An 18,742-nucleotide genomic window follows, 5' to 3' on the forward strand; every position below is an offset into this window, starting at 1 on the left:
CCGACACGGTGCGGAGCACCACCTTGACGTCCAACCAGAGCGACCAGTTCTCGATGTAGTAGTTGTCGAAGCGGGCCCGGTCGGAGATCGGGGTGTCGCCCCGCAGACCGCTGACCTGGGCAAGCCCGGTGAGCCCGACGGGGACGCGGTGACGTGCCGCGTAGTTCGGGTATTCCGCCGAGAACTTCTCCACGAAGTACGGTCGTTCCGGCCGCGGCCCGACCACGCTCATGTCGCCGCGCAGGATGTTCCACAGTTGGGGCAGCTCGTCCAGGGAGGTCCGGCGCATGAACCGGCCGATGGGGCCAACCCGGTTGTCGTGCGCGATGGACCAGTTGGTCTGGGACTCCTGCTCGTTCACGGGACGCATCGACCGGAACTTGATGACCTTGAACGGCTTGCCGTACCGGCCGATCCGCTCCTGGTAGAAGAAGATTCCACGGCCACCATCGATGAACGTGGCGAGGGCGCAGAGCAGCAGCACGGGGCTCAACAGCAGGAGCGCGACCCCGGCGAACAGCATGTCGGACGCCCGCTTGATGGCCCACCGTGGGCCGCTCAGCGTGATGTCACCGATCTTGACGATCGGGAACGCGCCGATGTGGTCGGGGTAACCGCCGTGGGAGCGCGAGCCCCACAGGCGCGGCACGGCCCAGAGATCACAGCGCGAGCTGCGGGGCTGCAACAGGGTTTCCATAAGCGTCGACTCGTCGCAGTCCGGGTCGGCGATGATCAGGACCTCGCACTCCGTCAGCCGGACGAGGTGTTCGAGGTCCGTCATCGTCCCGCTCAGCGCGAGCGCCGCGTTGTCCTGGCGTGACGAAGCGTCGACGCAGCCGACGAACCGCAGACCGTACTGAGGGTAGCGGCGCAGCAACCGGGCGATCTCGAGGCCGATCGGCCCGCCGCCGACGACGAGCGCGTTGTGCTCCGCCCACCGACGCTTGCGGGACAGGACGGTGAACGACCTGCTGGCCGCGCGCCCGAGGATCACGAGCCCCGCCGACAGCGCGACGTCGCGCATGAACCCGCCGACGTACGCCACCGAGGCGTGGCGCTCGGCCGCGATGATGGCCACCACCGAGGCGGCGGCCAGCAGTCGCCCGCAGAGGCTCGGCAACTCGTCGAGGATGCTCACGTGACGGCGCGGCCGGTAGAGGCCGCCGGCCGCGAACAGCGCCACGGTCAGGACGGCGTTGGCCAACGTCCCGCGCCAGTAGCTCTGGCTCAGCAGCAGCGGAGCGATCAGCGCGACGGCGTCGACGGGCGCGTTCATCATCCATGCCCGCAACCACCGGGTCCGCGACGAGGTGCGGGACCTCGCGTACGGCAGGACGGCGGTGGTGCCCAGACCGGGCACCACAACCTTGGCCTGCGCGCGTACCCCCGGCTCCCTGGTCTGGGGCACGGGTGGGGCGCCGCCGTGGAGGCGGGCCCCGTCGCCCGGCATGTCAATGTCGTCCCCGTCGACTGACGGCGTGGACGAATGGCTGGTCGCCGGATGGCCTGACACTAGTGGACCTCCCCGTGAAAGCCCTCGGTCACGTATCCCGACCAGAAGGGCGACCGAACTCTACGATCGACCGGGTCGTGCCACCATAGCCGCCAAGTCAGTTCCTCCTCCTACTTTGCGGCGGAGAGGATACCCGGAACGTTGTCGTTGCGGACCGCATCGAAGACCTTCGCGGCCTTCTCCTTGTCCGCCAACACCACGCTCTCGGTGCCCATCGTGCCGGTGCCCTTCACCGGGCAGGTGAGGAACGTCATGTTGCCGCTGCGCAGGTCGCGCATCTCGGACGCCAGATCCAGCAGGTTCAACTTCTTGTCCACGGCGACCGCGTCCGCCGTCGCCTTGACGAAGGAGTTGAGTTTGGCCGGGTTGGCGAGCGTCCCGCCGGACGCCGCCTTGTCCAGGATCGCCTTGATCACCTGCTGCTGGTGCTTGATCCGGGCGAAGTCGCCGTCGGCGAAGGCGTGCCGTTCGCGCGCGTAGTCCAGCGCGGCGGCCCCGTCCATCTTCTGCCGTCCGGCGTTGAACGTCCGGCTGCCGTTGAGCGCGTACAGGGTGGTGAAGCCCTTCTCCACGTCCACGGTGATGCCGCCGAGCGCGTCCACGATCTCCTTGAAACCGCTGAAGTCGACGATCGTCACGTGGTCGATGCGCACGCCGGTGAACTTCTCCACCGTCTGCACCAGCAGCGGCACGCCACCCCACGCGAACGACGCGTTGATCTTCGCGTCCCGGCCACCCCGGCCGGACGAGGACTTCGGCACGCTGACCCAGGTGTCCCGGGGGATCGAGATGAGCTGGGCGCTGGACCGGTCCTTCGGAAGGTGGGCCACGATGATGGTGTCGGTGCGGGAGCCGGACTCGCTGTCCGGGTCGCGTGAGTCACTGCCAAGAATCATGATGTTCATGGCGCCCTTGGCGTTCTCACCCACCTGCGGACGGTCGGCCTCCGGCACACCGTCGAAGGCGTCGACGCGCTCGATGCCGGAGTTGATCGAACGGAAGTACAAACCTCCGGCGATCATCCCGCCACCGCCGAGCAACGCCAGGACCACAAAAGTGATCAAAGCGACCTTTTGCCACCGGGGACGCCTCGGCCGCGCCTTCTTGGTCGGCTCCGGTGGTTGCTGCGCCGCGATGAACTGGGTCTCGGGCTCCGCGTACTCTTGGCGATACTGCATGCCGCGATGCTACTGATTCCCGGTTACGGGGATGTACCCCCGTCCGGGCCATAGGGTTCCGCATCTCGACCGAAACTCCTCCGATGATCGTTGCGGTGAACCGGTTGTAAAGCAGCGGTGGACGCCACGCAACTGCGCCGGTGCCTTGGCGACGGGATCGGCGTGGCATGGTTGCCCGGTGCGGCTGAGATCGATCCACACGTACCCCGTCAAGGGTTGTCACCGGCTCGACCACGACGGCGCGTTCGTGCAGCCGTGGGGCCTGGCCGGCGACCGGCGCTGGATGGTCGTGGACGCCGACGGCGTCGGCGTCACCCAGCGCGAGACCACCCGGCTGGTCGGCCTGCGCGCCACCGTGCGCCCCGGGGGTCTGTCGCTGCGCGCCGACGGGCAGCCCGACCTTTACGTGCCCGAGCCGGCCGGCGGCGAACCGGTCGCCGTGCGTACCTTCCGCAGCCGCAAGCTCCCGGTCCCGGCCCTGCCGGCCGGTCCCACGGCCGACGACTGGCTCGGCGCGCTGCTCGGCCGACCGGTCCGGCTCGTCTGGCTGGGTCAGCCGACCCGCCACCTGGCCGCCGGGGACCGCGAACACGACACCGGTGACCAGGTCAGCTTCGCCGACGCCTACCCGCTGCTGCTGACGAACACCGCCTCCCTCGACGCCCTCAACGACTGGCTGGCCGAGGCGGGAAAGGAGCCGGTGCCGATGACCCGGTTCCGGCCCAACCTGGTGGTCGGCGGGGCGCCGGCCTGGGCCGAGGACGACTGGGTCGGCCGGTCACTGCGCATCGGTGACCTGCGGTTCCGCGCCGCCGGGCCGTGCGAGCGCTGCGTGGTGACCACGACCGACCAGGAAACCGGGGTACGCACGAAGGAACCGCTGCACACCCTCGGACGACACCGCAACGTCCGGCAGAAGCTCCTCTTCGGACTGCACCTGGTGCCGCTCGACACCGGCCAACTGGCGGTGGACGCCCCGCTCGTCATCGCGCCCTGACCACTGTCGACAGCGACCGGCGAGCGGAACGCGCCGATCACCGTCCGTCGATGCTGTCTTAGCTTTGGCTTAGCCGGCTTGTCCGCCCACGCCCCGTTCCGGCAGCATCGCCGTCGTGACGGACGTAAGCGTTGTGGACATCGACCTGGACCATGCTCCCCAGCAGCGGCCCGCGTCGTCGTCCCGCTCGACGCCCTGGCTGGTCGCCGCCGGCGTCACCGTCGTCGCGGCGGCACTGGGCCTCACCCTGACCATGCGGTCCGGCTCCGCCCCGGCCTGCGCCGCCGGCCGGAGCCTCGCCGCCGCGCCGCCCACCGGCACCGCCACACACAGCGGCAAGGCCACCTTCTACGACTCGAACGGCGCCGGCGGCAACTGCTCGAACCCCGCCGCCCCGGCCAACAAGCTCTACGTCGCGCTCGGCCCGACCGAATACTCCGCCGGTGCCGCCTGCGGTGGATTCCTCGACGTGACCGGCCCCAAGGGCACCATCCGAGTGCTGATCATGGACCAGTGCCCGGAGTGCGCCCCCGGACATCTCGATCTGTCCCGCGAGGCGTTCGCCCGCATCGCCGAACCGGTCCAGGGCCTCGTTTCCGTCACCTACCGCGCGGTGGTCAACCCACCGCTGCCCGGTCCGCTCACCTTCCGGATCAAGGAGGGCGCGTCGCAGTTCTGGTTCGCCGTCCGGGTCGGCAACCACGGCAACCCGCTGCGGTCCGTCGAGGTCCGGCAGGGTGACAGCGGTCCGTGGCGCTCGGCCGCCCGGCAGGACTACAACTACTGGCTGATCGCCTCCGGCGCCGGAGCCGGCCCGTTCACCATCCGGGTCAGCGACGTGTACGGCAACAGCGCCACCGTCAGCGGCATCCGGATGGCACCCGGCCAGGTGCAGAACAGCGCGGTCCGGATGTACGGGCGCGGCGCCGTCGCGGCCACCCCGCGCCCGTCCGCGTCGGCCCGGCCACCCGGCAAGCAACCCGCTGCTGGTACGCCGACGCCGGCCCGCCGCCCGGTCGAGGTGGCGAAGGCGAGCGCGCCGGCCACCGGCACGCCGAGCACCCAGCCGGCCGGGGCGAACGCCCGCTGGTGCGCGGGCTGACCGCTCAGTCGACAGGTGTCAGGTCGAGCCACATCAGGATCTCGTCCCGGTCGTCATCGGGCGCCACCCGCAACGCGCCCGGCAGCCGGCCGATCTCCCGGTAGCCGAGGCGGCCGTAGAACTTGTCCAACCCCAACCCGTCGCGGACCGTCACGTGCAGCGCCTCGTGGCCGAGTCGCCGGCCCAACCGGGCGGCCTCGACCATCAGCGCCGAACCGTAGCCGGTGCCCTGGGTGTCCGGGTGAACCATCACCCGCTTCAACACGCACCAGTGCGCCTTGAGCGGGAAACGGTTGTCACTGAAGACCAGCAGGGCCACCAGCCGGTCGCCGGAGTATCCGACCAGCAGGCGGTCCGGCCCGTCGGCGATGCCGGCGAAGGTCGGGTCGGCGAGCACGTGCACGTCGGCGGCGGTCACCGGCGGGACGAAGCCGACCGCGCCACCGGCGTTGCTGACGTCCGCCCAGAGCGCGACGATCTCGGCGCGCAGTCGCGGGGTCAGGTCGGGGTCGAGGACGAAGCGCAGACTCACGCTCGCCATCCTGACCCGCCGACCAGGCCCGCGACCCTCGACAGTGACGCGCCCGACAACCGCGCGGGCACGCGGTGCGTGTTGACCTGTGCGGGAGAGGGGACTCGAACCCCTACGCCCTTTCGGACAATAGGACCTAAACCTATCGCGGCTGCCGTTACGCCACTCCCGCCAACTCGCTGAGTCTAGAGCGTCTGGCTTCGGCGGTGTTGAGCCCGGCCTCCCTGAGAATTGTCGAGACCGTGCCGTGGCTCACCCGGCATCCGCCGCCGGGCAGGGTGCGGAGCCCGACCGAACAGGTCGACGATTTCCTCCGGCGTGGCCGGTCGGCGATCGGAGTCGGCCGTCCCGTGCGACCGCTCCTCCCCATCAATCGGCTTGGCGGAGATGACGAGATCAGGAGTTCGGTTCCGCCGGCCGGCATAGGTGGCGGTCTGACTGTGACAGTTTGGACAGAGAAGTCGAAGGTTCGGCGGCCGGTTGTCCAGGAAGTCGCCGTTGATGTGATCGACGTGCAGGGTGAGTGAAGCGCCCTGCCACACTGGCCCGATCCCGCAGCCCTCGCACTCCTCCGGCACGCCGAGTGTGCCAAGCGCCCACTTCAACCGCACGCCTGGTGTCCGGCGGGACCCCTCCGGCAGCACGACCAAGAGTTGTGCGGATGTGGTGCGCCGCTCACCCGGACGGCCCTTGTTGTGGGCCAGCCTGCTGAAGTGCGAGGTGTCGGTGCCGAACCTCTTCAGCTGACGACTGATGTGCGCGTGCGAGCCACCGCTGACGCGTACGCCGAGCAGCCGCATCACCTCGGTGATGTTGCGCGCGGCGGCGGCTGCGGCGGCCAGCGCCTCCGGCGTGTACTTGTAGCGAACCACTGACGGACCGTAGCGGCCCGGTATGACAGTCAGTCCAGGCCGAGGTCGCGGCGCAGCTTGGCGACGTGTCCGGTGGCCTTGACGTTGTAGAGCGCCCGCTCGATCTTGCCGTCGGCGTCGATCACGAACGTCGAGCGGATCACGCCGGTGACCGTCTTGCCGTACAGCTGCTTCTCGCCGTACGCGCCGTAGGCGATCAGCACCGCCCGGTCCGGGTCGGACACCAGCGGGAAGGTGATCGCGTCGCGCTCGCGGAACTTCGCCAGCTTCTCCGGCTTGTCGGGGGAGATGCCGACGACCTCGTAGCCGGCGGCCTGGAGCGAGGCGAGCGAGTCGCGGAAGTCGCAGGCCTGCTTGGTGCAGCCGGGGGTCATCGCGGCCGGGTAGGCGTACAGGACCACCTTGCGACCGCGCAGGTCGGCGAGGGAGAGCTGGTCGCCGGTGTCGGTGGCGAGGGTGAACTCGGGCGCGGGGTCACCGGGGGAGAGGCGGTCAGGCGAGGTCATGGCCCGACGATACCGCCGGCCCGGCGGACGCCGCCGCCGGCGACGCGCGCAGGTTGGCGGCGCCGGCTGTTGGTCGACTCGGCTGCTTGAAAACCGGGGCATCCCCGGGTCGCGGACGCCCCGACATCAAGGAAGGCGAGTCGATCACCAGGCGGACACCCCGGATTCCAGGGAAGGCGAGCCCGGTGCCGGACCGCCGCCGCAGAGTTTGGTCGACCGCAAAGTGATCAACACCTCGCGTTGTTGCCAGACTCTGGCAACAACGAGTCTTGGGAAATAGGCTGACGCACGCTGGCCCGGTCGGGCCCACTGACGTGTGGGAGGTCGCGTGGAAACACTGGCGATGCACATCTCGAACGGGATCATCGACGGTCCCGTGGCGGCGATCTTCGCTGCGCTCGCCCTTGCCGCGCTCACCGTCTGCGTCCTGCGCGGCCGGCGCGACCTGGACGACCGGCTGGCCCCGATGGCGGGCCTGGTGGCCGCGTTCATCTTCGCCGTCCAGATGCTCAACTTCCCGATCTTCACGGCCGGCGTGAGTGGTCACCTGCTCGGCGGCGCGCTCGCCGCCATGCTGGTCGGCCCGTGGGTCGGCGCGCTCTGCGTGTCCGTGGTCCTGGTCGTGCAGGCACTGATCTTCGGTGACGGCGGCGTGGCGATGCTCGGCCTCAACATCACGAACATGGCGCTGCTCGGCACCGCCGTGGCGTACGTGCTGATCGCGGTGCTGCTGCGGGTGCTGCCCCGGACGCGGGCCGGTCTGGCCGTCACCGCGTTCGTCGCCGCGACGCTCAGCGTGGTGGTCGCGTCGCAGGGCTTCGTCCTGGAGTACTGGCTGGGCGGCACCACCGACCTGGGGAACAACCTGACCGGTCTGGCCGGCACGATGGCCGGCGTCCACCTGCTGATCGGCCTCGGTGAGGGCCTGATCACCGCGACCACCGTGCTCACCGTCGCGAAGGTGCGACCCGACCTGGTGTACGCGCTGCGGTCGCTGCGCGCCCCCGCCGCCCCCGCTGTCCCGGTTGCCGGAGGTGTTCGATGAAGAATCGCTCGTGGGCCTTCCTGGCCGGTGGCCTGCTGGTCGCCCTCCTGCTCGCCGGGGTGGTGAGCAACTACGCCTCGTCCCACCCGGACGGGCTGGACTCGTCCCTGCTCAAGGGTTGCACCGTCGACGCCGACGACACCATCGTCGGCGGTAGTTGCCCAGCTCAGCAGGCTCGGGACCACGAGTTCGCCGACAGCCCGCTCGCCGACTACGGCGTGCGCGGCGTGTCGAACAGCTTCGTCTCCACCGGCCTCTCCGGGGTGCTCGGGGTGCTTGTCACCTTCGCGATCGGCGCCGGCGGTTTCTGGCTGCTGCGCCGCCGGGGCACGACGCCGACCGACGGCACCAACCCGACCGACGGAGACACGACGACCCCCGCCGAAGGCGACCCCGCGACTTCCGACGACGTCCGGCGCCGCGCCGACGCGGCGAGCTGAGCAGGGGTGGGCGCCGGTCACGGGCATGTGCTGTACCGCGAGGCGGACTCGCCGGTGCACCGGCTCCCGCCCGAGGTCAAGATCGTGGCGATGGTGGTCTTCACCATCGCCGTGGTGGCCACCCCACGCACGGCGTTCTGGGCCTTCGGCGCGTACGCCGTGCTGGTGGCAGTGGTGGCGGCGCTGGCCCGGGTGGGGCCGCGCTGGCTGCTCAGCCGGGCGCTGATCGAGTTGCCGTTCGTGCTGTTCGCCGTCGCGCTGCCGTTCCTCGGGGCCGGCGACCGGGTCGAGGTGCTGGGCCTGCGGCTGTCCGAGGACGGGCTGCACGGCGCGTGGAACATCCTGGCCAAGGGCACCCTGGGTGTGCTCGCCTCGCTGCTGCTCGCCGCGACCACCACCACCCGGGACCTGATCGTGGGGTTGGACCGGCTGCACTGCCCGCAGGTGCTCACCCAGATCGCCACGTTCATGCTGCGCTACCTCGACGTGTTGGTCGGCGAGGCGCGGCGGATGCGGGTGGCGCGGATCTCCCGGGGCGACGATCCGCGCTTCCTGTGGCAGCTGCGCGGCTTCGCCGCCGGGATCGGGGCGTTGTTCCTGCGTGCCTTCGAGCGCGGTGAGCGGGTCTATCTGGCGATGCTGTCGCGCGGTTACACCGGGCGGATGCCCGCCGTGTGGCAGGGCGACGGCGCGGCGAGCTTCGGTCAGTGGCTGGTCGCGTCGACAGTGCCGGTGTTGGCCGCCTCCATCGCCGCCACCGCCGTCGTGCTGTCATGATCGGTGTCGTGCAGACCGCTGTCTCGCTGGACGTTCGTGGTGTTCGGTACGCGTACCCGGACGGGCACGTCGCCCTGCACGGGGTGGACCTGAGCGTGCCGCGCGGCGATCGGGTGGCGCTGCTCGGGCCCAACGGCGCCGGCAAGACCACGCTGGTGTTGCACCTCAACGGGATCCTCACCCCGACCGAGGGCAGTGTGAGCGTCGGCGGACTGACTGTCACGCCGGACCGGGCCACCCTGGCCGAGGTGCGTCGCCGGGTCGGCATCGTCTTCCAGGACCCGGACGACCAGTTGTTCCTGCCCACGGTGGCCGAGGACGTGGCGTTCGGGCCGGCGAACCTGGGCCTGCGCGGGGCGGAGCTGGCCGCCCGGGTGGACGAGGCGCTCGACGCGGTGGGGATGGGTGCGCACCGCGACCGGGCCCCGCAGCACCTCTCCTTCGGGCAGCGCCGCCGGGTGGCGGTGGCCACCGTGCTCGCCATGCACCCGGAGATCCTGGTGCTCGACGAGCCGTCGTCGAACCTGGACCCGGCGGCCCGTCGTGAGCTGGCCGAGATCCTGCGCGGCCTGCCGGTGACGCTGTTGATGGTCACGCACGACCTGCCGTACGCGGCGGAGCTGTGCGAACGATCGGTGATCCTCGACGGCGGCCGGATCGTCGCCGACGCCCCCACGCCTGACCTGCTGCGTGACTCGGACCTGCTGGCCCGCCACCGCCTGGAACTGCCCTACGGCTTCACCCCCCGGCCGTAGCTCCACGCTCGGCGTCCTCGACGCGCGGTGCTCGGGCGGCGGCCCGAGCGTTCGCGTGCAGGCGGAGGGTGCCGGCGGCCGTCGCGCCGGCGCCGGTGACCAGCACCACCGCCACCATCACCCGGGCGGCCTCGGGCGACCAGGGCACCGGGGCGATGGACCTGGCGAACACGGCGGCGTTCGCCGCGCCGGCGAAGAGCGCCAGGCAGGCCCCGGCCAGCGCCACAGCGAAGTCGGCGGCCGGGCGGCGGGCCAGCGCGTACCACCCGGCGGCGATCGCGCCGAGGCCGGTGAGCAGTGCCCAGGTCTGCCCGGACAGCAGCCCGACCAGCACGCCGCCCACCCCCTGGGCGCCCGCGTCCAGTTCCCGCCCCACCGGGTACGCGACGGCCACCACGCCGCCGGCGACCAGCAACGCGCCGAGCGCGGACAGCGCGCGACTGCCGGCCGGGGCGGCGGCGGCGACCAGGCCGAGCGCGCCCACCGCGAGCAGCCCCACGATGGTCACCGCCCACCAGGTGTACGCGTCCGGCGGCGGCACCCAGTCCAGCGTCCCGCCGATCGTCACCGGGTCGGCGCCGTCCCGCAGGGGGATCGTCCAGTCCCGGACCCGGTGCTCCCGGTCCGGTGCGGCGCGTACCGCCGCCGGTGGTGCCGACTCCTGCCACAGCGCGCGCTGGTCGTGCCAGCGGGCCGTGGTCCCGTCGGCGATCCGCCGCCAGGTCGGCGGGGCGGCCGGGTCGGCCTCGGCCGGGAGCGCGGTGTCCCCGGCGATGGTGCGGTTCAGGTAGGTGGCGGGGGAGCGGCTGTTCTCGAAGACCCCGTCCGGGCCGACCCGCAGGTACGGCTCGCCGGAGTAGCCGATGACCTCGATGGCGCGGCCGGTGTCGTTTGTCAGCTCCAGTCGGGCGCCCGCCTCGACGACGCGTACCTCCAGCCCTGGCCGCTGCGGTGTGACAGCGGTGGTCCGGGTGCGGTAGTCGGTGCCGTCGGGGGCGTCCGCGCCGTGCGCGGCGGCGGGCGCCGCGGTGAGCAGTGTCGCCGCGCAGGCGGCGGTGGCGACCAGGCCGGCGCGGGCCAGCAGGGTACGGATCACTTGCCGGCCGCCGCCACGGCTGCGGTGAGAGCGTCCGGGGTGGGGTTGTCGAGTGGCTGACCGTCGACCTTGACCGTCGGCGTGCCGGTGACGTTGCTCCGGCTGGCCTCCTCGGTGAGGTGTGCGGTCCATGTCTGGTACGTCTTGTCCTTCACGCAGCCGCCGAACGAGCCCCGATCGAGGCCCACCTCGGTGCCGATGTCGATCAGCTCACCGTCGGCGAGCCCGGCGCTGCCCTCCGGCGGCTGCCTGTCGAAGAGCGCCCTGGCGTACTCCCGGAACTTGCCTCCCGCAGCGGCGCAGCCGGAGGCGGCCGAGGACCGGGTGGAGTATTCGGTGGTGGAGAAGCGGTTGAGGAACGCCACCGGGTGGTAGACGACCTTCGCCTTGTTGTCGGCCACCAACTGCTCCAGCGTCGCCCCGGTGGACTGCTCGAACTGCTTGCAGACCGGGCAGAGAAAGTCCTCGTAGACGTCGACGGTGACCGGCCCGCCACCGGTGACGATGCCGGTGCCGGCCGCGTTCGCGCCGGGTGGGGTGGTGAAGGTGTCGGCGCGCTGGTTGGACCAGACGACCCAGCCGACGACACCGGCGATGACCAGGACGACGACCGCCGCGGCGGAAACCCAGATCGTGCGGCGACGCCGTCGCTCGCGGGCGAGCTGCTCGCGGACCACCCGGGCGGCGTCCCGCTTTCCCTTGCGACTACTCATCCTCGTCCTCCACAGCGGGTTCGCCGGCCAACCACCCGTCCACCGATACCGGCGTACGCGGCCAGATCAGCAGAAATCCGGCCAGTACCAAGAATCCCAGGTCCCGAAGGATCTCCGGGAGGTAACTGGGTGCCTGCCCCTCGCCCAGCTGCCCGCCGCTGCCGAAGCAGCCGCAGTCGATGGCCAGCCCGCGTGCCCAGGCCGAGGCGATCCCCACGATGAAGACCACAAGCAGCGCGGCCGACACCCCGGCGACGAGCCGGGTGGCCAGCCCGAGCAGCAACAGCACGCCCAGCGCCAGTTCGACGAAGGGCAGGGCCGCGCCGATCACCGTCGCCACGTCGTACGGCAGCACCTGGTACGCGTTGACGGCTCGCCCGGAGGCGGCGAGGTCACCGACCTTCGACGCGCCGGCGACGAGCCAGACGGCGGCGAGGCCGAGCCTTGCCGCCGTGCCGAGCCAGGGCCGGACGGCCGGCCAACGGCCGACCCGGGGGGTAGGTGCGGTCACGCTCATTTGTCGTCCCGTCTGCGCCGGAAGTTCCCCGCTCAGCCGGTCAGGGCGTCGCCGACCGCCTCGACCAGCTCGTCGCGGGCCCGGGCGACCCGGGAACGGATGGTGCCCACCGGCACCCCTTCGACGGCGGCTGCCTCGGCGTACGACAGGCCGAGCAACTGGGTGAGCACGAACGCGGCGCGCCGCTCGGCGCTGAGCCGGCGGACCAGGTCCGCCGCGCCGAACTGGCCGGCCGGGTCCGGGTGCGGGCGGTCGGTGTACGCGTTCGCGGCCAGCCGCTCGTCGAGTCGGCGGCGGCGGATCACTGTGCGCAGGTGGTCGGCGCAGGTCCGTCGGGCGATGCCGAGCAGCCAGGTGCGGGCGCTGGAACGGCCCTCGAACGCGGGCAGGGCCCGAAACGCCCGCAGGTAGGTCTCCTGGGTCAGGTCGTCGGCGCTGTCCGGGTCGACCAGGGCGGCGGTGAACCGCCAGACCTCGATCTGGGTCAGCCGGACGAACGCCGCCTGGGCTCTCGGATCACCGTCGCGCGCGCTGAGCGCCCACTCGGTTGCCGGGTCCCGGGCGACGTCACCGGCCGGCTCTGCCGGACCGGCGGCACCGGTGTCACGCGGGACGGGGATCACGACAAACCAGGTTACGCGGGACCCGAGGCAGCGTCACGGTCCTTGGCTCGTGGATGGTCTGCACCACGTCGGGAACTTTTTCGTCGCCCGAGCCGACTACCTCCTCATGACACGCGATCCCGCACGCGCGGCACGGGCGGCTGAGCAGAGTTGAACCCTTTGCCCGACTCGGGTCGCCGAGATCCACACCGGTCGGCGACCATGGCTGGCATGACTGTCGCCCCCCGCCGCTGGATCACCCGGCTGGCTGCCGCCGCCGGCCTGCTGGTCACCGTCGTCGCCCTGTTGATCGCGCCAGCCACCCCGGCCAGCGCCCACGCGGTGCTGGAGAACAGCAGCCCGGCCGCCTCCTCCATCGTGCCGAGCGCGCCGTCCGAGGTGGTCCTCCGGTTCAGTGAGTCGGTCCGCAAGGTTCCCGGCAAGATCAGGGTCATCGCCCCGGACGGCTCCCGCGCCGACCGGGGTGAGCCGTCCTTCGACGGCGGCGAGGTGCGCATCCCGGTGGACCCGGCCGGCGGGCGCGGCACCTACCTGCTCAGCTTCCGGGTGATCTCCGCCGACAGTCACCCGGTGTCCGGGGCGTTCACCTACTCGGTCGGCGCGCCGTCGACGCCGCCCGTCGACTCCGGCACGGACAGCCGCGCCAACCCGGTGGTGGGTACGGCGGTGAAGGTGGCTCGTTTCCTCGGCTACGCCGGTCTGGTGCTGCTGGTCGGGCCGGCGCTGGTGCTCGCCGCGCTGTGGCCGCGACGGCTCTCCCGGCGAGGGCCGGCCCGGCTGGCCTGGATCGGCCTCGGCCTGGTGGCCGTCGCCACCCTCGCCGACCTGTGGTTGCAGGTGCCCTACACGGCCGGCGGTGGTCTCTTCGAGGTGACCGGCGAGGGGTTCGGCAGCGTGTTCGGCAGCGCCTTCGGCGCCGCCCACCTGGTTCGACTCGGTCTGCTGGCGGCCTCCGCCTTCCTGCTCCGGCCGCTGCTGCTCCGGCCGGCCAGCCGTACCGACGCGATCATCCTGGCCGTGCTCGGCGGTGCGGCCCTGCTGACCTGGCCGCTGGCCGGGCACCCGGCGGCCTCCCCGGCGCCGGCGGTCTCCGTGGTGGTCGACGCGGTCCACCTGGGCAGCATGGCGATCTGGCTGGGTGGCCTGCTGATGCTCGCCGGGTTCCTGCTGCGCCAGGCCGACGAGCGGGAGTTGGGTGCGATCCTGCCCATCTGGTCGCGCTGGGCGGCGCTCGCCGTTTCGGCGCTGCTGCTGGCCGGCACCGTCCAGGCGCTGATCGAGGTGGCCACCCCGCGGGCGCTGTTCGACACCACGTACGGGCGGCTGCTGCTGGCCAAGATCGGGCTGTTCGCTGTGGTGATCGGCGTGGCCGCGTACTCCCGGCAGTTGGTGCGTCGACGCATCGCCGCGCAGCGCCCGGCACCGGTCCGCCGGGCGGTCTGGGTGGAGTTGGCCGTCACCGTGGTGGTGCTGGGCCTGTCCGCCACGCTCGTGCAGACCACGCCCGCCCGCACCGCCGTCGCCGGGCCGTCCGGCACCGAGGCCGGGCTCTTCAGCACCAGGCTGTCCAGCCCGCTCTACTCGATGGAGGTCGAGCTGAGCCCGGCCGAGCGGGGCAACAACTCGGTGCACCTGTACGCGTACGGCAAGGACGACCAGCCGCTGCCGGTGGTGGAGTGGCGGGCGACCGCCGCGCTGCCCTCGGCCGGGATCGAGCCGATCGAGATTCCGTTGCTGCCGTTGACGGACAACCACGCCTACGGCGACATCAGCCTGCCGGCCGCCGGCGACTGGCAAATCAAGATCACCGCTCGAACGACAGACATCGACCAGGCCACGGTGACCGCCACCGTGCCGATCCGTTAGAGAGGTTCGCGAAACCCATGACCCGATTCCGGCGTACCGCAACCGCCGCTGCCGCCCTGGCGTTCACCGCCGCCGCCACCGCTGTGCTCGGCTTCGCCGGACCGGCGTCCGCGCACGTCACTGTCAACCCGAAGGAGGCGGCCCAGGGCGGGTACGCCCGGGTGGCGTTCCGGGTGCCCAACGAGAGCGACACCGCCTCGACCACGAAGATCGAGGTGACGCTGCCGGAGAACGCTCCGGTCGGCTCGGTGTCGACAATGCCGGTGCCCGGCTGGACGGTCGCGACGGAGAAGCGCAAGGTGGACCCGCCGATCGAGGTGCACGGCAGTCAGCTCGCCGAGGCGATTTCCAAGATCACTTGGACGGCCACCGGTGACGCGGCGGTGAAGCCCGGCCAGTTCCAGGAGTTCCCCGTCTCGATGGGGCCGCTGCCGAAGGTCGACTCGATGGTCTTCAAGGTCCTGCAGACCTACTCGGACGGCAACATCTCGCGCTGGATCGACCCGCCGGCGCCGGGTGCGGAGGAGCCGGAGAACCCGGCGCCGGTGCTCACCCTGACCGCCGCCGCGGCACCGGCGGATTCGGCCGCGCCGAGCGCCGCCGTCGTGTCGTCGCCCGACGACGACGATGACGACGAGGGCAACGGGCTCGCGGTCGGCCTCGGGGTGGCCGGTCTCGTCGCCGGGCTGGCTGGGCTGGTGCTGGGCGGGCTGGCGTTCTCCCGGACCCGTCGGGAGCCGGTCGCCAGGTCCTGACCCCCGTCCCATCCGCTGGCCCGCCGGAAACCATCCGGCGGGCCAGCGCGCTTTCCGCAGTCGGCCCGGACGGTGCTGTGGATATCCCCTGATCACCGCACCTGCGTCGGTAAGGTCGGCCGGGTATCTGGCTACGGAGGGAGACGGTGCGAATGCGTTTCGTGCGGGCGATCGTCGGTGTGCTGCTGTTGGCCGTGGGGATTCCGGCGCTGTTCGCCGGTGGCGCGTTGTGGTTGGTGACCCGACACGCCGACCCCGACGGGGCCTTCGCCGCCCGCTTCGAGACGCTCCGCACGCCCGGTCACGCGGTGGTGGTCACCGACCTCGACCGTCTGCTGCGCCAGGAGGCGCCGTTCGCGCGTACCGGGCAGACGCGGCTGCGACTGGACGCCCGCACCGCGGACGGCCCTGCCTTCGTGGGGCTCGCGCCCACCGCCGAGGTGCGTAGCTGGCTGGCGCCGGTGCCGCACGCCGTGGTCCGTCGGGTGGCGCTGGCCCAGGGCCCGCTGCCGGTTCGGCTGGACCCGGCCGGTCCCGCTGCCGGCGATCCGGCCGCTGTCGTGCCGGTCGGCCCGCCGGATCGGCCGACCTGGGTACGCCAGGGCATCGGGTCGCTGGAGTGGAGTGCGGACGACCTGGCCGGTGAGCCCATGAGCCTGGTGCTGATGCGCCCCGACGGCGGCGCCGACCTGGCACTGGACCTGCGCGCCGAGTTGCGGGCGGCGTGGACCGGCCCGGCCACCTGGGGTCTGCTGGCCGCTGGCGTCCTGCTGGTGGCGTGCGCCCTGCTGCTCCTGCTGCGACCGTTGCGCCCACGCGAGGTGATCTTCGTGGTGGAGCCGGATCAGGTGCCGGTGCTCGCCGGCCGGCTCGGGGTCACCTCGCTGAGCGGCCTGGGTGCCCGGGATTCCGGGCCGGCCTCGCCGTTTCCGGCCGCGCGGCAGCTCACCATGGTCGGCTCGGGGGCGGGGTCTCGGTCGTCGATCGGCGCCGAACCGGCCCGGTCCGCAACCCGCGCCGACCTGGAGAGGCCGGTCCGGGTGCCCCGACCACCGGAGGTGACGCTGAGCCTCGCGTGGCCGCCGGCCGGTGCGAAGGCCACGGCCCGGCCGGGGGCGGTCGACGAAACGGCGGGTGGCCCTCCACGCTGCCGACGCGGAGGGCCACCCTCACCGGGGGATCGGTGCTACCCGAGCGACGCTTGAGGTAGATGAGACCAGATTAGCGCCGGTGGTGGCTACTAGGTAGATCTGTCCATTTGGTGCGATTTTTCCTCAGGCTTCGGGTGGTCGGTGAGTCGGCGGCGACCCGAACGCACCGGCAGTACCGCCAGCAGCAGCAGACTGAGCAGCACGTACGTGTTCTGCAGCACGAAATCCACCGGGTTGTGCGTGCGAACCGCTCCCGCGCCCCACTGCTGGAACGTCACCACGCCGTAGACGATCACGGCGGTGCTGCCCAGCGCGAGCCCGCCCAGCCACCGACGCCGACGTGCCTCGTCCGGGCGGTCGGCGCTCAACGCCGCGTCGGCGAGCAGCACCACCGCCGGCACGAACCAGTAGATGTGGTGCGTCCAGGTGATCGGGCTCGCCAGGGCACCGACCAGACCGGTCAACGTCAGCCCCGTCAACGGGTCACCGGCCCGCGCCGCGCGGGCGGCCCGCCACAGCCCGTAGGCGGCGACCACGGCGACCAGCAGCAGCCAGAGCAGCCGATCCGGCTTCGCCGGCTCGGTGAACCGGCTGAGCAGGCCGAACAGCGACTGGTTGCCGACGATGTCGGTGCGTCCGACCCGCTCGGTGGCCCACAGCTCGTGCGTCCAGAACCGCCACGAGTCGTGCGGGGCGATCGCCGCCGCGAGCAGGGTCGCCGCCGCCGCGGTCGCGCTCGCCACCGCCGCGGCCCGCCACCGCCTGGTGGCCAGCAGGTACACGATGAAGATGCCGGGGAAGAGCTTGAGCGCCGTCGCCAGCCCCACACCGATCCCGGCCCAGCGCCGTGCCTGCGGTACGGCGAACAGCAGGTCGGCCAGGATCAGCACGACCAGCAGCATGTTGATCTGCCCGAAGGTGATCGTCTCGCGGGTGCTCTCCACGGCAAGCACCAGCAGCACGGCGGCGGTCAGCGTGAACGCCCGGGGCAGGTCGTGCCGGGCGATGACCGGCATCATCAGCCAGCGGGTGGTCAGCACCACGGCCAGCACGGTGAGCACCGTGAAGATCGCCACGGTGGCATCGAGCCTCAACAGGCCGAACGGCCACAGCAGCAGCGCGCTGAAGGGCGGGTAGGTGAAGTACAACTCGCCCTGCACCCGGTCGGGTTGGACGTAGTCGTAGAGCGGGTGGCCGACGCGCCACCAGTCGACCGCCGACATGTAAATCTTGAGGTCGAGGAATTTGTGGTTCAGGCCCGGCAGGTAGAGCGCTGGCAGCACGGCGAGGAGGGCCACCACCGTGACCAGGCGACGGACCGTACGGCCGCCGGGATCGTCGTCCGTGACGGCGGGCGGTGCTACGGAATCGACTGGCACCCCGAAACCCTAGCGGTCTGGTCCGCCGAGAGCGCGCAGCCGCGGGGCGTGGGCTGCGCGTAGGCTGTGCCGGTGGCTGATCTCCTTGTCTGGATCGACTGTGAGATGACCGGGCTGGACCTTGGCAGGGACAAACTGATCGAGGTTGCGGCACTGGTCACCGATCCCGATCTCAATGTGCTGGGTGACGGGGTCGACGTGGTGATCCACGCCGACGAGGCGGCACTGGAGGGGATGCCGGAGATCGTCCAGAGGATGCACGCCAAGTCCGGCCTCACCGACGAGGTTCGCCGTTCGGCGGTCACCCTCACCGAGGCGGAGGACCTGGTCCTGGACTACGTCCGCACCTTCGTGAAGGATCCGCGGACGGCTCCGTTGTGCGGCAACTCGATCGCCACCGACCGGGGCTTCATCGCCCGCGACATGCCCCGCCTCGACGCCCACCTGCACTACCGGATGATCGACGTCTCGTCGATAAAGGAACTGTGCCGGCGCTGGTATCCGCGCGTGTACTTCGGCCAGCCGCAGAAGGGCCTCGCGCACCGAGCGCTGGCCGACGTCCGGGAGAGCATCCGGGAGTTGGAGTACTACCGGCGTACGCTCTTCGTTCCGCTGCCCGGCCCGGACGTCGAGACCGCCAAGGCGATCGCCGCCGAACTCTGACCCCCGCGCGGGCGGCCCCGGATACCCGCTGGACGGGGCCGGCTGCGGTGCGGCTATTATTGGTCCGCACCCCGCCCGGGGCGATCGACCGGGCGACGGCGGCATGGTGGCTGTAGCTCAGTTGGCAGAGCACCGGGTTGTGGTCCCGGTTGTCGTGGGTTCAATTCCCATCAGTCACCCAGTTGGTTGTGCTGATCAGGCCCCCTCTTCGGAGGGGGCCTGAGTCGTTGTGGGGCCCGGTAGGGGAACTCAAGCAAGCGCC

At 71.5% G+C, this 18,742-nt stretch carries 19 protein-coding genes, 2 tRNA genes and 1 pseudogene; 11 read left to right on the plus strand and 11 right to left on the minus strand.

What is annotated here, in order from left to right; translation table 11 throughout:
• Nucleotides 1-1,450: sugar transferase (locus ABZU25_RS12570; RefSeq protein ID WP_355029452.1), on the minus strand; the 1,450-nt coding region annotated here is incomplete at its 3' end.
• Between the two features lie 173 nt (nt 1,451-1,623).
• On the minus strand, nt 1,624-2,691 hold the full coding sequence (locus ABZU25_RS12575; protein WP_355029453.1) for an LCP family protein: 1,068 nt from the start codon (nt 2,689-2,691) through the stop codon (nt 1,624-1,626).
• A gap of 178 nt (nt 2,692-2,869) precedes the next feature.
• Between ABZU25_RS12575 and ABZU25_RS12580 the strand changes: the two genes are divergently transcribed.
• Together ABZU25_RS12580 and ABZU25_RS12585 are read left to right on the plus strand one after the other, a co-directional pair.
• Nucleotides 2,870-3,688, plus strand: a complete 819-nt coding sequence (locus ABZU25_RS12580; RefSeq protein WP_355029454.1) for an MOSC N-terminal beta barrel domain-containing protein — start codon at nt 2,870-2,872, stop codon at nt 3,686-3,688.
• 115 nt (nt 3,689-3,803) lie between these two features.
• Complete coding sequence (locus ABZU25_RS12585; RefSeq protein ID WP_355029455.1) at nt 3,804-4,790, plus strand: expansin EXLX1 family cellulose-binding protein; 987 nt, start codon at nt 3,804-3,806, stop codon at nt 4,788-4,790.
• Nucleotides 4,791-4,794: 4 nt separating this feature from the next.
• Here the strand turns inward: ABZU25_RS12585 and ABZU25_RS12590 are convergent, their stop codons facing one another.
• From ABZU25_RS12590 to bcp, 4 genes are all read right to left on the minus strand, one after another.
• Complete coding sequence (locus tag ABZU25_RS12590) at nt 4,795-5,322, minus strand: GNAT family N-acetyltransferase (RefSeq protein WP_355029456.1); 528 nt, start codon at nt 5,320-5,322, stop codon at nt 4,795-4,797.
• Nucleotides 5,323-5,411: 89 nt separating this feature from the next.
• Nucleotides 5,412-5,494: transfer RNA gene (locus ABZU25_RS12595), tRNA-Leu, on the minus strand.
• A 13-nt stretch (nt 5,495-5,507) separates the two neighbouring features.
• Complete coding sequence (locus ABZU25_RS12600) at nt 5,508-6,194, minus strand: HNH endonuclease (RefSeq protein ID WP_355029457.1); 687 nt, start codon at nt 6,192-6,194, stop codon at nt 5,508-5,510.
• Between the two features lie 29 nt (nt 6,195-6,223).
• Nucleotides 6,224-6,700 carry a thioredoxin-dependent thiol peroxidase gene (gene bcp / locus ABZU25_RS12605; protein WP_355029458.1) on the minus strand — a complete coding sequence of 159 codons (477 nt, stop codon included), beginning with the start codon at nt 6,698-6,700 and terminating at the stop codon, nt 6,224-6,226.
• Between the two features lie 328 nt (nt 6,701-7,028).
• Between bcp and ABZU25_RS12610 the strand changes: the two genes are divergently transcribed.
• Genes ABZU25_RS12610 through ABZU25_RS12625 form a run of 4 tightly spaced genes read left to right on the plus strand, consistent with a single transcriptional unit; the run spans nt 7,029 to nt 9,717 of the window.
• Entirely contained in the window at nt 7,029-7,745 is a 717-nt protein-coding gene (locus ABZU25_RS12610; protein ID WP_355029459.1) for an energy-coupling factor ABC transporter permease, read from the plus strand.
• Nucleotides 7,742-8,185 (plus strand): PDGLE domain-containing protein, encoded by a 444-nt coding sequence (locus ABZU25_RS12615; protein WP_355029460.1) that lies wholly within the window; start codon nt 7,742-7,744, stop codon nt 8,183-8,185. Before ABZU25_RS12610 ends, ABZU25_RS12615 begins: the two co-directional genes overlap by 4 nt.
• A gap of 6 nt (nt 8,186-8,191) precedes the next feature.
• Entirely contained in the window at nt 8,192-8,962 is a 771-nt protein-coding gene (cbiQ, locus tag ABZU25_RS12620) for a cobalt ECF transporter T component CbiQ (protein ID WP_355029461.1), read from the plus strand.
• Entirely contained in the window at nt 8,959-9,717 is a 759-nt protein-coding gene (locus ABZU25_RS12625; protein WP_355029462.1) for an ABC transporter ATP-binding protein, read from the plus strand. The genes cbiQ and ABZU25_RS12625 overlap by 4 nt, the downstream gene beginning before the upstream one ends.
• On the opposite strand, the gene ABZU25_RS12630 is transcribed toward ABZU25_RS12625, so the two are convergent.
• From ABZU25_RS12630 to ABZU25_RS12645, 4 genes are read right to left on the minus strand one after another with little or no spacing between them, the layout of a single operon-like run.
• Entirely contained in the window at nt 9,701-10,813 is a 1,113-nt protein-coding gene (locus ABZU25_RS12630) for a hypothetical protein (protein WP_355029463.1), read from the minus strand. The two genes, ABZU25_RS12625 and ABZU25_RS12630, sit on opposite strands and share 17 nt — an antisense overlap.
• Entirely contained in the window at nt 10,810-11,526 is a 717-nt protein-coding gene (locus tag ABZU25_RS12635) for a thioredoxin domain-containing protein (RefSeq protein WP_355029464.1), read from the minus strand. Before ABZU25_RS12635 ends, ABZU25_RS12630 begins: the two co-directional genes overlap by 4 nt.
• On the minus strand, nt 11,519-12,043 hold the full coding sequence (locus ABZU25_RS12640; protein WP_355029465.1) for a MauE/DoxX family redox-associated membrane protein: 525 nt from the start codon (nt 12,041-12,043) through the stop codon (nt 11,519-11,521). The genes ABZU25_RS12635 and ABZU25_RS12640 overlap by 8 nt, the downstream gene beginning before the upstream one ends.
• Before the next feature lie 32 nt (nt 12,044-12,075).
• Complete coding sequence (locus ABZU25_RS12645) at nt 12,076-12,666, minus strand: sigma-70 family RNA polymerase sigma factor (protein WP_355029466.1); 591 nt, start codon at nt 12,664-12,666, stop codon at nt 12,076-12,078.
• 201 nt (nt 12,667-12,867) lie between these two features.
• Here ABZU25_RS12645 and ABZU25_RS12650 point away from each other — a divergent pair, with 201 nt between their 5' ends.
• From ABZU25_RS12650 to ABZU25_RS12660, 3 genes and pseudogenes are all read left to right on the plus strand, one after another.
• Nucleotides 12,868-14,532: a copper resistance protein CopC gene (locus ABZU25_RS12650; RefSeq protein WP_355029467.1), complete on the plus strand. Its 1,665-nt coding sequence runs from the start codon at nt 12,868-12,870 to the stop codon at nt 14,530-14,532.
• Between the two features lie 17 nt (nt 14,533-14,549).
• The gene (locus tag ABZU25_RS12655) at nt 14,550-15,287 is read left to right on the plus strand and encodes a YcnI family protein (RefSeq protein ID WP_355029468.1); all 738 of its coding nucleotides are present in this window, start codon (nt 14,550-14,552) and stop codon (nt 15,285-15,287) included.
• Nucleotides 15,288-15,967: 680 nt separating this feature from the next.
• Nucleotides 15,968-16,246: pseudogene (locus tag ABZU25_RS12660) on the plus strand (hypothetical protein); the annotation flags it as partial.
• A gap of 281 nt (nt 16,247-16,527) precedes the next feature.
• Here the strand turns inward: ABZU25_RS12660 and ABZU25_RS12665 are convergent.
• On the minus strand, nt 16,528-17,817 hold the full coding sequence (locus tag ABZU25_RS12665) for a glycosyltransferase family 87 protein (protein ID WP_355029469.1): 1,290 nt from the start codon (nt 17,815-17,817) through the stop codon (nt 16,528-16,530).
• A 66-nt stretch (nt 17,818-17,883) separates the two neighbouring features.
• On the opposite strand from ABZU25_RS12665, the gene orn reads away from it, so the two are divergent.
• Nucleotides 17,884-18,480: an oligoribonuclease gene (gene orn / locus ABZU25_RS12670; RefSeq protein WP_355029470.1), complete on the plus strand. Its 597-nt coding sequence runs from the start codon at nt 17,884-17,886 to the stop codon at nt 18,478-18,480.
• A 106-nt stretch (nt 18,481-18,586) separates the two neighbouring features.
• A tRNA-His gene (locus ABZU25_RS12675) sits at nt 18,587-18,659 on the plus strand.
• Nucleotides 18,660-18,742: the final 83 nt, after the last annotated feature.

The sequence above is a fragment of the Micromonospora sp. NPDC005215 genome, from assembly GCF_040607915.1.
Lineage (GTDB): Bacteria > Actinomycetota > Actinomycetes > Mycobacteriales > Micromonosporaceae > Micromonospora.